This window comes from Neorhizobium sp. USDA 3394 (genome assembly GCF_056280385.1).
In genome coordinates, this window is record NZ_JBWCDU010000002.1 from 1174211 (window position 1) to 1187625 (window position 13415).

At 62.6% G+C, this 13415-nt stretch carries 11 protein-coding genes; 2 read left to right on the forward strand and 9 right to left on the reverse strand.

The window, feature by feature from the left end; genetic code table 11:
* Nucleotides 1–12: 12 nt before the first annotated feature.
* From ACZ9EJ_RS27175 to ACZ9EJ_RS27215, 9 genes are all read right to left on the reverse strand, one after another.
* Entirely contained in the window at nucleotides 13–1083 is a 1071-nt protein-coding gene (locus ACZ9EJ_RS27175) for an ABC transporter ATP-binding protein (protein ID WP_046627067.1), read from the reverse strand.
* Nucleotides 1083–2831: an ABC transporter permease gene (locus ACZ9EJ_RS27180; RefSeq protein ID WP_052764673.1), complete on the reverse strand. Its 1749-nt coding sequence runs from the start codon at nucleotides 2829–2831 to the stop codon at nucleotides 1083–1085. The genes ACZ9EJ_RS27175 and ACZ9EJ_RS27180 overlap by 1 nt, the downstream gene beginning before the upstream one ends.
* A 97-nt stretch (nucleotides 2832–2928) precedes the next feature.
* Nucleotides 2929–3978 (reverse strand): ABC transporter substrate-binding protein, encoded by a 1050-nt coding sequence (locus ACZ9EJ_RS27185; protein WP_052764674.1) that lies wholly within the window; start codon nucleotides 3976–3978, stop codon nucleotides 2929–2931.
* Nucleotides 3979–4091: 113 nt separating this feature from the next.
* Nucleotides 4092–4781 carry a GntR family transcriptional regulator gene (locus tag ACZ9EJ_RS27190; protein ID WP_046641786.1) on the reverse strand — a complete coding sequence of 230 codons (690 nt, stop codon included), beginning with the start codon at nucleotides 4779–4781 and terminating at the stop codon, nucleotides 4092–4094.
* Between the two features lie 4 nt (nucleotides 4782–4785).
* On the reverse strand, nucleotides 4786–5760 hold the full coding sequence (locus ACZ9EJ_RS27195; protein WP_046641799.1) for an NAD(P)/FAD-dependent oxidoreductase: 975 nt from the start codon (nucleotides 5758–5760) through the stop codon (nucleotides 4786–4788).
* A 2-nt stretch (nucleotides 5761–5762) separates the two neighbouring features.
* Nucleotides 5763–7430 (reverse strand): UGSC family (seleno)protein, encoded by a 1668-nt coding sequence (locus tag ACZ9EJ_RS27200; RefSeq protein WP_052764676.1) that lies wholly within the window; start codon nucleotides 7428–7430, stop codon nucleotides 5763–5765.
* Nucleotides 7431–7518: 88 nt separating this feature from the next.
* Nucleotides 7519–9048 carry a malonate--CoA ligase gene (locus ACZ9EJ_RS27205; RefSeq protein ID WP_046627070.1) on the reverse strand — a complete coding sequence of 510 codons (1530 nt, stop codon included), beginning with the start codon at nucleotides 9046–9048 and terminating at the stop codon, nucleotides 7519–7521.
* Nucleotides 9048–10421, reverse strand: coding sequence for a malonyl-CoA decarboxylase (locus tag ACZ9EJ_RS27210; RefSeq protein WP_046627072.1), 1374 nt, complete (start codon nucleotides 10419–10421; stop codon nucleotides 9048–9050). Before ACZ9EJ_RS27210 ends, ACZ9EJ_RS27205 begins: the two co-directional genes overlap by 1 nt.
* 82 nt (nucleotides 10422–10503) lie before the next feature.
* Complete coding sequence (locus ACZ9EJ_RS27215; protein ID WP_046627074.1) at nucleotides 10504–11718, reverse strand: polyhydroxyalkanoate depolymerase; 1215 nt, start codon at nucleotides 11716–11718, stop codon at nucleotides 10504–10506.
* 116 nt (nucleotides 11719–11834) lie between these two features.
* On the opposite strand from ACZ9EJ_RS27215, the gene ACZ9EJ_RS27220 reads away from it, so the two are divergent.
* Nucleotides 11835–12488 (forward strand): glutathione S-transferase, encoded by a 654-nt coding sequence (locus tag ACZ9EJ_RS27220; RefSeq protein ID WP_046627076.1) that lies wholly within the window; start codon nucleotides 11835–11837, stop codon nucleotides 12486–12488.
* Between the two features lie 24 nt (nucleotides 12489–12512).
* Complete coding sequence (gene kynA / locus ACZ9EJ_RS27225) at nucleotides 12513–13352, forward strand: tryptophan 2,3-dioxygenase (protein WP_046627078.1); 840 nt, start codon at nucleotides 12513–12515, stop codon at nucleotides 13350–13352.
* The last annotated feature ends 63 nt before the right edge of the window (nucleotides 13353–13415 follow it).

Here is a 13415-nt window from a genome sequence, read left to right on the forward strand (position 1 = left end):
CCGAGACAGGCCTCAATCCGCGATCGGCACGATCTGGGCCGGGTCGATCTGCAGCCAAGCCGGGGCGCCGACCTGGAAAACATCCGCCGGCGGCGCTGCGACACGAAACTGCAGGCCGCTGTCCTTGGACTGGAAGACATAGTCCCAGGTCTCCCCAAGGAAGGCGGATTGCTGGACCGAGCCCTGCAGGTTGATGGCCTTGTCGCGAGGGGCCTCGGTCGCCGAAAGCTTCATCGCCTGTGGCCGGATCGATACCGTGATCGGCCCGCCGCCCGTCACCTCCTCGCCGATCATCGCAACCGGCACGCTGAAGCCCGCAAAGTCGATCATGTGGTTGCCGCAATTGCCGGAAAGGAAATTCGTGCGGCCGATGAAGCTCGCCACGAACCGCGTCTTCGGGCGGCTGTAGAGAGCATAAGGCGTGTCGATCTGTTCGAGATGGCCGTTGTTCATCACGGCGATGCGGTCGGAGGTCACCATAGCCTCGCCCTGGTCGTGGGTGACGTAGACGGAGGTGATCTTGAACTCGTCATGCATGCGCTTGATCTCGAAGCGCATTTCCTCGCGCAGGTTTGCGTCGAGGTTCGAGAGTGGTTCGTCGAGCAGAAGCACCGCCGGGCGGATGACGACGGCGCGGGCGAGCGCCACGCGCTGCTGCTGGCCGCCGGAAAGCTCGGCCGGATAACGGTCGGCGAGATGGCTCATCCGCACGGTTTCCAGCACCGCACCGACGCGTTTTTTGACCTCGTCGGAGGGCAGCTTGCGCAGATTGAGGCCGAAGGCGACGTTCTGCGAAACCGTCATGTTGGGCCAGATCGCATAGGACTGGAAGATCATCGACATGCCGCGCTTTTCCGGCGGCACCGAGCCCGAGGGTGCGGACAATATCTTGCCGTCGAGCTCGATCGAGCCGGAGGTCGGGTCGATGAAGCCGGCGATCATCCGAAGCGTTGTCGTCTTGCCGCAACCGGAAGGACCGAGCAGCGAGACGAATTCGCCGGGCTTGATATGCAGGTCGAAATCGAGCACCGCATCCACGGCGCCGAAACGGCGACCGAGTTTCCTGAGGACAAGTCCGTCCATTAGCTTCTCCTCAACATGAAGTCGCGTCCGAGATAACGCATCCCGATGGCGACGACTGCGACAATGATGATCAACAACAAAGAGCCCAGCGCCGCGAGCTTTTCGAGCTCGCCTTCCTCGCTGAGATCGAGCAACACAACGGAAACGACGCGCGTGGTGGGGCCGACCAGGAAGATGGCGGTCGAGAGTTCCTGTGCCGCCGGCACGAAGATCAGCAGCCAGCCACCGGCCAGTGTCCGCTTCAGGAGCGGCCCGACTACATGGCGGAGCGCCGTCACCCGTCCGCCGCCGAGGATGCGCACCGCCTCCTCCATTTCCGGATGGATGCTGCGCACGCCGGCCGAACTGGTGGTGAAGGCGATCGGCAGGAAGCGGGTGATAAAGGCAAGCGCCATGATCGTATAGGTGCCGTAAAGCGCGATCGGCGGCAGGGCGTAAGCCGCATAAAAGCCGATCGCGAGCACGATGCCGGGCACGACATAGGGCGAGACCGCCAGGAAGGCGAGCAGGCCCGAGAACGGGATCAGCCTGCGCTGCACTATATAGGCGATGAACAGCGCCAGGGTGATCGCCACCGTCGCCGCCACAATGCCGAGGCCGATACTGCCGATCAGTGCCTTCTGCGAGCTGGAATGCTCGAAGAGCACGTAGTGGAAATTGGAAAACGTCAGGTTGCTGAACGAAAAGCCTGTGGTCCAGGAGTCGGAAAAGGCAGCAAGAAGCAGCACGAATAGCGGCATCAGCACCGACAGCGCCACGACGCAGAAGCAATAGGCAAACAGCACCCAGCGCCAACGGCCGAGCTTGACGATGCGCCGCTCGCCGCCCTTGCCGCTGACCGAGACATAACCCTTGCGGCGCAGGATCAGTTTCTGCAGCCCGAGCATCGCGGCGGTGATCAGCAGCAGCGGGATCGAATAGGCGGCCGCCACCTGGATTCGCAGCGGGAACGAGAAGAATTCGGTAAGCTGGATGACCACGACGGGATAGCGCGCCGGGATCGAGATCAGCGCCGGCACGCCGTAGAGCGCGATCGCACCGAGGAAGGAGAGGAGTGCGGCACCGATGATCGCCGGCATGACGAGGGGGAACGTCACCTTCATCGCCGTCTTGAACGGCCCGGCGCCGAGGATATTGGCAGCATCCTCCATCTCGGAATTGATCATCTCGAAGGCCGAGCTTACCAGCACGAAGACGAGGAAAAAGCCGCCGATCGCGGTGACCAGCACCAGCCCGCCGAAGGAGAAGATGTTGACCAGCGGCTCGGTGGAACCGGAAAGGCTGTGCCAGACGCGGTTGATCCAGCCGGTATTGGGGCCGGCGAGCAGGATCCAGCCGACGCCGGCGAGATAGGGTGGCATGATGAAGGCACCGAACACGCTGTAGCGCACGAAATTGCGGCCCGGCATATCGGTGCGGGTGCAGGCCCAGGCGAGCGGCACGCCGAAAGCCAGTTTCAGCACGACGACGACGGCTCCCATCTTCAGCGTGTTGGTGAGCGCCGTGATGTGCCGTTCCTTGCCATAAGCCTCGACATAGTTCTGAAGTGTCCAGCCGCCCGTCTTGGCGTCGGTGAAACTGGAGACGACGAGCGTCCACATCGGCGCGACGATCAATACGACCAGGATGCCCGCCAGGAACACCCAGAGCAGATTGGCTGGCTGCAGGCGCTGGTGCCAGGGCACGCGCGCCTTTACCGGCTGGTCTTGCGACCAGGTGGTGGCTGCGGGATGGGAAACACTCGTCATGATCGGCGCTCGCTTTGTCACTGGAGACGTCGGAAACAGGGCATGCCAGCCGGCGTGGTGGCCGGAGGCCAGCAGATGCCGGCCGCCGGGTTGCGGTTCAGATTCCGAACGTGTCGCGGAATTTTTCCTGGACCTCGGGCAGCTTCTTGATGCCGTCGGCCGTCGCGATCGACTTCGTCTTGTAGCTGTCGAGCGGACGCATGCCCGGTGCAAGCGGCACGCCGGCTCGCAGCGGGTAGCGGTAATCCTTGGCAAAATACTCGGCAATTTCCTGCCCGAGCAGGAAGTTCTCGAACAGCCGCGCGGCATTCGGATGCGGCGCGTCCTTCATGATCGCGGTTGCCGAAGGCGGCAGCAGGGCGCCGTCAGCCGGATAGATGACGCCGATCGGCACCTTTTTCAGGATCGAGTCCGACAGGATCAGCGGCAGCGGCGCCAGCGCCACCTTGCGTTCACCTGAGGCGACAAGGTTATGCCCGTCGGCCACCGAACGGCCGATCTGCGGCTTGTTCTTCTCGATATTCTTGAAGAAGTCCCAGCCGTAGAGGTCGTTCATCAGGATCGTCCAGAGCCCGACGCTGCCTGAGAAGCTCGGGTGGCCGATAGCCACCTGGCCTTTCCACTTCGGATCGGCAAGATCGGTCCAGTTCTTCGGCGCTTCCGCCTCCGTTACCAGCTTGGTGTTGTAGGCAATCACAAGCGGTGAGACGCCCGACGTGATCCAGTAATTTTCCTTGTCGGCAAGTGCGCGAAGTTCCGGGACCATGTCCTTGAGGTTTTCCGGTGCGAACTGGGCAAGCGCACCCTGTTCTTTGAGCTGCAGCATCTGGCCGTCGTCATTGGTCGACATCAGGTCGCCCTGCACGGCCTTGGCCTGCAATTCCTGGACGAGGCGCTGGAAGATGACCTGACCGGAGGCGCGTACGACGTTGCAGCCGACGCCGGCATATTTCGCCTTGAACAGACCGCACATGCCGTCGGCGAACTCGGTGGTCGTCTGGGAGACGTACCAGGTGACAGAACCTTCCTTCTTGGCGGCGTCGTAGAGCTGCTTTTCGCTGGCCGTCATATCGGCCGCGCCGGCAAGACCGGCCGCCAGCAAGAATGCCGGAACCAGGCCGGCCATATAGGTAATGGCATGCTTCATGATCTCTCCTCCATTTGATTCCGGCCCATTGCCGGCGATAAGCTCGACCCTCCCGAGCTTAAAAATTCATGCGTAGGTCCCGTCCTGCTCGATCCTGGTGGGGATGCTCCTCATCATTCGCCGGGGATCAACTGGCGTTCCACCGGGCGCATCAACGCCAGGAAGTCGCTGAAATATTCGCCCTGGATGACCACGTGGTTGCGCATCGCATCGCGGGCACGGGCGTCGTCGCGAGCACGGATCGCCGCGAGCACCTCCCCGTGCTCCGACAGCGAACTGTTGACGCGTCCGGGCACCCGCAATTGCAGGCGCCGATAGGGCTTCAGCCGCCGCTGCAGCGCATGGGCGTTCTCGGCGAGGAAGCCGTTGCCACTCGCCTCGTAGATCAGGCGGTGGAATTCCGCATTGGCGTAATAATAATCGTCCGAATTGCCGGCCTGCTGGGCCGTGGCGCAGGCGGCCTGCGCCTCTTCGAGCAGCTTCAGCTGTTCCGGGCGGATGCGGCGGGCGGCAAGCCGGGCACACATGGCCTCGAGCTCGCCCATCACCTCGAACATCTCGACCAGTTCGGTGATCGACAGCTGGGTGACGAAAGCGCCGCGATTGGGCACCATCTTGACGAGGCCCATGGTGCTGAGCTGGATCAGCGCCTCGCGTACCGGCGTGCGGGAGACCTGGTGTCGGGCCGCAAGCCCCGCCTCGTCGAGCCGGTCGCCGGGAGAATAAAAACCCGTGACGATATCCTGCTCGATCGCATCGCGAACGCTCGGTTTGCCCTGCTTGCCTTTGATCTGCACGTTCATGGGCCTATCCTGCCGGTGCGACCACCGCAAAACGCGGTTCCGCCTGTTGGGTATTTCCCTGACGCTCCGCCAGATGGCGCACCGCGCAGATCGCGGCCGTCACGCCGTCGCCGGCGGAGGCCGCCAGATGTGCGACCGAGCGGGCACGGATGTCTCCGGCCGCGAAAATGCCCGGCATCGAGGTCTGCATGTCGAGATCGACAACGATCCGGCCATCGGCCGCAAGCGTCACGGTATCGCCGAGGAAAGACGTATTGGGTTCGAGCCCGACATACACGAAGACGCCGTGGCAGGGGATTTCGCTCTCCGCGCCGGTCGAAAGATCGCGGACGGTTATGGCGCTGACGCCGCCTTCGCCGCTGATGGCGATGGCGATTGTATTCAGCTTGATTTCGATGTGGGAGGCTTCCCGCGCTTTCGTCTGCAGCGCGGCGGAAGCGGTGAGATGGAAACCGCGATGAATAACGGTGATGCGGGCGGCATGGGGAACGAGCGCCAAGGCCTCATCCAGTGCCGAGTCCCCGCCGCCGATGATGCACACGTCTTTGCCGCGCATCAGCGGTCCGTCGCAGGAGGCGCAATGGGACACGCCGCGGCCTTCGAATTCCGCCTCGCCCGGAATGCCGAGCGTGCGCTTGGCCGAGCCGGCGGCGATGATCACCGCGCCTGCCGTCAGATCGAGATCGCTACCCGCGATGCGGAAACCGGTATCCGTCTTTGAGATGGTTTCGATCGTATCGAGCGCGAATTCGACGCCGGCCTCGTCCGCCTGCATCTGCAGCATCGGGCCAAGTTCGAAACCGGACATGCCCTCGGCTGGCCCTGGAAAATTGTCGATGCGGTCGACATTGATCACCTGGCCGCCGGCGCCCAGCATGTCGATGATCATCGTACGCGCGCCATGCCGGGCGGCCGCAATCGCCGCATTGAGCCCCGCCACGCCGGCGCCGATGACCGCGATGTCGTAGTCATTCGCCATCGTCAGCGCCAATCGTCGATGGAAACGGTCGTGCGGTAATGCGCGCCGTAGATCTGCCAATAGCCGTTGGATTCGCCGCCGACGACCACGACATTGATGTCCTGCGGGCGGAAAATGTGGATGAGTTCGTCCTTGCCGGGCTTCAGCTTGCCCGCCATCGGCTCCTCGCCGAACGTGGCGCGCGGATAGATATAATTCTGGACGAGTTGCAGATCCCAGTAACGCCCCGCCGGCATCTGCGCCGTCTCGTAGATGAAGTTCAAGAGGTCCTGCTTGTTCACGAAGCCGCCGCGATCGATGAACTGCCTGGCGCAGATCGGGTCGAGCACCAGCGTCGGCGCCGTGATCGCATCGGTGCCGAGCAGCATGTCGCGCACATGCTCGCGCCAGTATTCCTTGCGCAGGCCGAGGCTGAAGGTCGTGGAACGGCAGCCGTGGAAGATGCTGACCGTGCTCGTCCTGGCGTCGAAGCCCTTCTGCACATGCAGCGGCTCCCACGGACTGCGCTCCTCGTTTTCCGCGAAGGTGAGATTGTTGTAGGTGTAGTTGTTGCCGAGCGAACCCATGAAGGTCTCGCCCACAACCGAGCCACCCTGCAGGTTCTGCGACAGCAGCCCGAAGGCGCGGCCGATCGTGGCATTGGCATGGCTATAAGGCCCGAGTGCGCCGACGCCGCAGTTCATGCCGATTTCGTTGCGGACAGGTCCGTTGACGACGGCCATCGCCGCAGCCGACGAGGAGGTCGAGCCGCGCGCTGAGACCTGGGCCGCTGCCAGCGCCAGGATCACCGGGAAATATTCGGGCGATGCACCGGCCATGACGGCATTCACGGCGACCTTCTCGACCGTGTATTCCCAAAGGCCGCGATTGGTGGTCGGCTGCATATGGCCGACAACCTCGTCCGGCTTTCGACTTGTCCCGGCCAGCATGTCGGCGACGCGGGCGTCGGTCGGCAGGATGATCGGCAGCTTGTCGGTCCAGTTGTTGCGCAGGAAAGCGGCCTGGAGATTGTCCTCCGTATCCGGCTCAATGAGGCGCGGTGTGCTGCGCTCGAACCGCGCGTCCTCGGCGCTTGCCGAAAGGCCGACGGTCAGGGCCTCGATGATCTCCTTCATTACCGGCTTGCCGCTGATCGGATCGGTGCCTTCCACATAGGCGCGCAGCTCTTGCGGCGTCTTGCCCATGACCGGCTGCGGCACGAAGACCAGCGGCTGCTGCGAAAGCCCGCCCATCTTGGCCACCGAGCGGACCACCTTGTCGAATTTTTCGGTATGGATCGCCGCGGTCGGCACGCCGTATTTGGTTTCGAGCGTGATCGCGTGGGTGGTGACGGCCGGCGCGCAGGTGCTGCAATGGCCGACGCCGATGATCGCGGCATGGCCGTTCGCCTTGATCTCTTCCCAGAGGGTCGGATCGTCCTTGGAATAGGTGTTCGCCATCTGGCGTATCCGCACCTCGACCGACGGCATGTTGCGTACAAACCAGGCCTCGACCTCCTTCAGGAGCTCGACGGAATCGTCAAAGCGGCTGTCGACGAGATAGATGACCTTACCGTCGAGGCTGGCGGGCCGATCGGCCGGCTGCTTGCGGCTGACCTTCGGCGGATAACCCATCGGGTTGTGGACAGTGACGAGCGGCTGAGCGCTCTCCGGCTTTCCCTGCTGCAACATCCCATTTCCTCCCGAAATGATCCGTGCTGGTATGCAATTCATAGTCCACGCGTATACATGAACCGTCAAGTCCTAAAATCACGATCGTTTATTTTGCGGTGGCTGCGGACTCGAAAACTCGGGAAAACTGATCACGGAGTATATTCTTCTGGACCTTGCCCATTGTGTTGCGCGGCAGTTCGGCCAGGAACGCCACCTTTTTCGGGCGTTTATAGCCGGCGAGCCGGCCGTCGAGCGCCTTGATGACCTCCTGTTCGGTCAATTTCACACCCGGTTTCAGGACGATCGCGGCAATGATGCCCTCGCCGAAATCCGCATGCGTGACCCCAAAGACGGCGCTTTCGATGACGCCTGGCATGGCGTCGATCTCCATCTCCACCTCTTTCGGGTATACATTATAGCCGCCGGTGATGATGAGGTCCTTGCCGCGGCCGACGATATGCAGGTAGCCGTCGGAGTCGACCTTGCCGAGATCGCCGGTGATGAAGAAGCCGTCCTTTCGGAATTCAGCTGCGGTCTTTTCCGGCATGCGCCAATAGCCCGAAAACACATTGGGGCCTCGTACCTCGATCATGCCGATCTCCTCGGTGCCGAGGGAGGCGCCGGTTTCCGGGTCGGTGATGCGCACCTGAACCCCCGGCAGCGGAAAGCCGACCGTGCCGGCGACGCGCCGACCGTCATAGGGGTTGGAGGTGTTCATATTGGTTTCGGTCATGCCGTAGCGTTCGAGAATGGCGTGGCCGGTGCGCGCCAGCCATTCCTCGTGGGTCTCGGCCAGAAGCGGCGCCGAGCCGGAGACGAACAGGCGCATATGGGCGGTGCTATCCCTGTTCAGCCCCGAGTGCTGCAGCAGGCGGGTGTAGAAGGTCGGCACGCCCATCAGCGCGGTCGCCTGCGGCATCGCCTCCATGATCTTGCTCGGATCGAATTTCGCCTGGAAAATCATCGAGGCGCGCGCGGCGAGCACCACGTTGGTGGCGACGAACAGCCCGTGTGTGTGGAAGATCGGCAGCGCGTGGATCAGCACATCCTTATTCGTGAAGCGCCAGCTTTCGACCAGCGCCGTCGCGTTCGACAGAAGATTGTCATGACTGAGCATGGCGCCCTTGGAACGCCCCGTCGTGCCGGACGTGTAGAGGATCGCGGCAATATCCGCCCCTCCCCGCGCCGAGGTTTTAGCAATCGACGTGGCGACAGCGGCCGCGTCGGTGAGCGTCCCCTGGCCCACCGGGTCGAGCGTCAGGATTTTCGCACCGGCCGCCTTGGCAATCGGCTGCAGAGCCTCGAGTTTCGAAGGATCGCAGACGAAGATCGCGGGCTCGGCGTCGGTCAGGAAATATTCGATTTCCGCTGGTGTATAGGCGATGTTGAGCGGCAGATAGATGCCGCCGGCCCTGACTGTCGCAAGATAAAGCGCCAAAGCCGCGACCGACTTTTCCGCCTGGACGGCGACCCGGTCACCCGGCTGCAGGCCGGCTTCGAGAAGCGCGCCGGCCAGCCGCGCGCATTGTTCGGCGAAGGCGCGGTAGCTCATCGTGCCGGCGGTTTCGTCCGTCAGGAGCAGCCGGTCCTCCCGGTCGAGCCCGCCGAGCAGCGCGTCGTAGAGATTACCAGCCATCAAAATACCTCCTGGGAAACCGGTTGGGCCAGTTTGCGCAGCGCCGGCGTGGCTGCGATATGGCCATTTTCGGCATAGGCCTCGTGGTTCTTCTCGATCTCGCCGAGCCGGTAGCGATAGTTGACCATCAGGCCGTAGGACTGGCGCATGCCTTTTGGCGATCGATCACCGAGGAAGTTGAGCCGTTCGGCCTGGGCGCCGTTGCCAAGATGGAACCGCGCCACCGGATCCACCGGCCGGCCATTGCCACGCCGGACGTTCAACAGATAATGCGCTCCGAGCGGCAGCATGGCGCGCTGGATCTGGTCCAGTTGCTGCTCGCCGGCCGATGACCAATCACCTTCAAGCCGCGCGACAAGCCGCTGCTTTTCTTGGGCAATCTCTTCGCTGTCGGTCACGCGGCTTTCGCCACGCAGCCAGGCTCCGAAGCCCGGGATGGGAGAAAGCGTCACGAAATTTTCAAGCCGCGGAAGGTCGCGCTTCAGATCGTTCACCACCTGCTTGATCAGGAAATTGCCGAGCGAAATGCCGGCAAGGCCGCGCTGGCAGTTGGAAATCGAATAGAACACCGCCGTCGTCGCCTGCTGCACGTCCAGCGGCTGGCGGTCTCGGGCGAGAAGCGCATCGACCGAGGCCGGCAGATGATCGGTCAGCGCCACCTCGACGAAGATCAACGGCTCGTCTTCCAATTGCGGATGGAAGAAACCGAAACAACGGCGGTCGGCCGGTGCCAGCCGCCGGCGCAGATCGTCCCAGCCGTCGATATCGTGCACGGCCTCATAGCGGATCAGCGCCTCCAGGATATTGGCGGGCGTGGTCCAGTCGATCGATCGCAACATCAGGAAGCCCCGGTTGAACCATGAAGAGAAGAGATGGCAGAAATCGAGGTCGACCGGCTGCAGCGCCGGTTCCTTGGACAGCATGTCCATCAGGTGTTCGCGCATCTCGACCAGCGTCGCAGTGCCTCGCTTGGCGAAATTGATGCGGCGGAAAAGCTCCTGCCGGCGCGGTTCGGCCGTCTCGTGCAGCCTTGCAATATTCTGAGCGCTCGGCTCAGTGTTATAGGCGGCCGCCGCGGCATCGAGGGCCGTGCGATCGGGACCGAAACGATCCAGAAGCGCGCGCATGAAGACGACACGGTCCGGGGCGCTCGCCTGTCTGTAGGCTTCGAGGAAGGCTTCGGCGAGGATGGCACCTGAAACTTCGCCGCGGCGCGACAGAATCATCTCGGCAAGGCCGGTAAGGTCGCGGTTCTGCACGGGCGGCGACGAGAGGCCGAACAAGGCCCGGCCGCGGCCGGACAAGGACTGGATCAGCTCGCCGATAAACGGTGGAGCGTCCCACCAGCCAAAAACTGGATCCCTGCTGCTCATCTCTTTTCTCCTACCCGTTCATTGCATACAGCAGATAGAGGATCGTATGCAAGCTGCGGCATGAGACTTGCCGCCCTCGGGCCTATTCCATTGCGAGGATCAGGTTGCGCACGACAGGATAGATTTCCTTCTCCCAGCGGCGGCCGCTGAAGACGCCGTAATGTCCGACATTGGCCTGCAGGTGGTGGCGTCGCAGATGCGGCCGCAGCGAATGACAGAGGTCGTGGGCGGCGGAGGTCTGGCCGAGCCCGCAGATATCATCGCGTCCGCCCTCGACGGTCAGAAGCGCCGTGGCGTGGATGTGGTTGGGATCCACCTTCCGGCCATGATGGGTGTAGGTGCCATTCGCGAGCTCCGCCCTCTGGAAGACGCGATCGATCGTCTCGATGTAGAATTCCTCGGTCATGTCCAGCACGGCGAAATATTCGTCGTAGAAATGCTTGATCTTGTTCGCCTCGGCCGTCTCGCCCTTGGCGAGATGGCCGTAGAGCTTGCGATGCGCCTCCACATGCCGCTCCATGTTCATGCTCATGAAGGCGACGAGTTGCAGGAAGCCCGGATAGACGCGCCGTCCGCTACCCGGAAAGCCCATCGGAACACCGGTGATCAGCTCGCTCTTGAACCAGGACAGCGGCTTGGAGACGGCCAGTTCGTTGACCTTGGTCGGGCTCTCGCGGGTATCGACCGGTCCGGCCATCAGCGTCATGGTGCGCGGGGTCGCCGGGTTCCTTGCCTCCGACATCACGGCGACCGCGACGAGCGCCTGGACGCAGGGCTGGCAGACGGCGAGGATGTGGCCGCGCGGTCCGATTTCCTCCAGGAAACGAATAATATAATCGACATAGTCGTCCATGCCGAAGCGGCCGGCGGCCGTGGAAACGTCCCGCGCATTGGCCCAGTCGGTGACATAGACGTCATGATCCTTCAACAGCGTCTGGACCGTGCCGCGCAGGAGTGTCGCGAAATGGCCCGACAGCGGCGCGACCACCAGCACCCGAGGGCGGGGCGTATCGACATCGGCCACGAAATGCAGCAGGCGGCCGAAGGGCAAGTCGAGCGCCGTTTCCACCGCAATCGGCACGTCGCGATTGCCGATCGTGACGGAGGTAATCTCGAATTCCGGCCGCTCATGGGTGATCTTGAAGCGCGACATCAGTTCGAGTGCGGCGGCCGCATGTCGGCCCATCTCGCTTCCCGCACCGAAAAACAGGGTGGAGGACATCAGTTGCAGGCGTCGGGCCATATCCCGCATCGGGGCGAGGATGTCGTCCTGGAATTGATAGGCCTGGTAGAGCATGAACGGACCCCCGCGCCGCTAAAATGCGGCAGTGCAAAAATGCTAGTGCAATATGTCTCGCGATGCGAGAAGATTGTAAGCGACAAGTATGATTGTCCGGCAAGGGTTGAAAACTGATGACGCAGGCGGCACTGACGATCTCTTCGAAAAACTATTCCTCCTGGTCGCTGCGGGGCTGGCTCCTATGCCGCATGGCAGGTCTTGATTTCGAGGAAGTGCTGGTCGAGATGAATGACGACGCGCGCCAGGAATTGCTACTTCTGTCGCCCTCCGTGCTGGTGCCGCGGCTGACCCATAACGACGTCACTGTCTGGGATACGCTGGCGATCGCCGAATATCTGAACGAGGTCACGCCTGATGCCGGTCTCTGGCCGGTCGACATCGCCGACCGCGCCCGCTGTCGCGCGGTTTCGGGGGAAATGCATTCGGGCTTCCACAATCTCCGTTCCGCCCTGCCGATGAACCTCAAGGCACGGCACGAGCGGTTCAAGATCTTTTCGGGCGCCCGGCCGGATGTCGAGCGGGTCAAGACGATCTGGGCGGAGTGCCTGGAGGCAAGCGGCGGTCCATGGCTGTTCGGCGAAAATCCGACCGTGGCGGATGCCATGTATGCGCCGGTCTGCAGCCGTTTCCGCACCTACGCGGTCGAGCTTGAACCGAAGCTGGCGGCTTATGCGGAGATGGTCCTTGCCTGGCCGCTGATGCTGGAATGGACGGAGGGGGCTCTTGCGGAACCCGACGAAATCGTCGAGTTGGAAGTGGAATTCTAAGCGGCGGAAGACATATCGGACATCATGAGCTCGAAACCCTACGATCCCAGCGCCGATGGCGCGGAAATGTCCTTCCGCGAGAAGATGTCCTATTCCGACTACCTGCATCTCGAAAAGGTGCTCGACGCGCAGGCGCCGATTTCGGCGGCGCATGACGAACTGCTGTTCATCATCCAGCACCAGACGTCGGAACTGTGGATGAAGCTTGCGATCCACGAGATCACTTCGGCAATCTCGGCGATCCGCGACGACAATCCGCAGCCGGCCTTCAAGATGCTCAGCCGCGTCGCCCGCATCTTCGAGCAGTTGAACAATGCCTGGGATGTGCTGCGCACCATGACGCCGAGCGAATACACCGAATTCCGCGCCTCGCTTGGCCAGTCGTCCGGTTTCCAGTCCTATCAGTATCGGGCGATCGAGTTCCTTGCCGGCAACCGCAATCTCGCGATGCTCGGCCCGCATACGCATCGGCCCGACATCATCGAGATGCTGGAAGGCATTCTCGCCCGCCCGAGCCTTTACGACGAGGCGCTGATGCTGCTTGCCCGGCGCGGGTTCGATATCGGCGGGGACGCGGCGAGAGCCGATTGGCGCACAAAACGCAGCGAGAACGAGCAGGTGCTGGAGGCCTGGAAACAGGTCTATGGCGCGCCCGGCACCTATTGGGAGCTTTACGAACTCGCCGAAAAGCTGGTCGATTTCGAGGACTATTTCCGCCGTTGGCGATTCAATCACGTCACCACGGTGGAACGGGTGATCGGCTTCAAGCGCGGCACCGGCGGCACCTCGGGAACGTCCTATCTCAAGAAGATGCTGGAAGTCGAACTGTTCCCCGAACTCTGGCGGGTGCGCACCGTCCTGTAAGCTGCGCGCGGCTGGGAGCGCCGGTTGGTGATCTTCTTGAGCCGGGTTATGCTGGCTCGAACG

Bases quoted from the DNA above. Each gene is read 5' to 3' on its own strand.
- ACZ9EJ_RS27200 (WP_052764676.1), bottom strand. From the start codon at position 7,430: ATGTTGCAGCAGGGAAAGCCGGAGAGCGCTCAGCCGCTCGTCACTGTC.
- ACZ9EJ_RS27215 (WP_046627074.1), bottom strand. From the start codon at position 11,718: ATGCTCTACCAGGCCTATCAATTCCAGGACGACATCCTCGCCCCGATG.
- ACZ9EJ_RS27180 (WP_052764673.1), bottom strand. From the start codon at position 2,831: ATGACGAGTGTTTCCCATCCCGCAGCCACCACCTGGTCGCAAGACCAG.
- ACZ9EJ_RS27220 (WP_046627076.1), top strand. From the start codon at position 11,835: ATGACGCAGGCGGCACTGACGATCTCTTCGAAAAACTATTCCTCCTGG.
- kynA (WP_046627078.1), top strand. From the start codon at position 12,513: ATGAGCTCGAAACCCTACGATCCCAGCGCCGATGGCGCGGAAATGTCC.
- ACZ9EJ_RS27175 (WP_046627067.1), bottom strand. From the start codon at position 1,083: ATGGACGGACTTGTCCTCAGGAAACTCGGTCGCCGTTTCGGCGCCGTG.
- ACZ9EJ_RS27185 (WP_052764674.1), bottom strand. From the start codon at position 3,978: ATGAAGCATGCCATTACCTATATGGCCGGCCTGGTTCCGGCATTCTTG.
- ACZ9EJ_RS27190 (WP_046641786.1), bottom strand. From the start codon at position 4,781: ATGAACGTGCAGATCAAAGGCAAGCAGGGCAAACCGAGCGTTCGCGAT.
- ACZ9EJ_RS27205 (WP_046627070.1), bottom strand. From the start codon at position 9,048: ATGGCTGGTAATCTCTACGACGCGCTGCTCGGCGGGCTCGACCGGGAG.
- ACZ9EJ_RS27195 (WP_046641799.1), bottom strand. From the start codon at position 5,760: ATGGCGAATGACTACGACATCGCGGTCATCGGCGCCGGCGTGGCGGGG.
- ACZ9EJ_RS27210 (WP_046627072.1), bottom strand. From the start codon at position 10,421: ATGAGCAGCAGGGATCCAGTTTTTGGCTGGTGGGACGCTCCACCGTTT.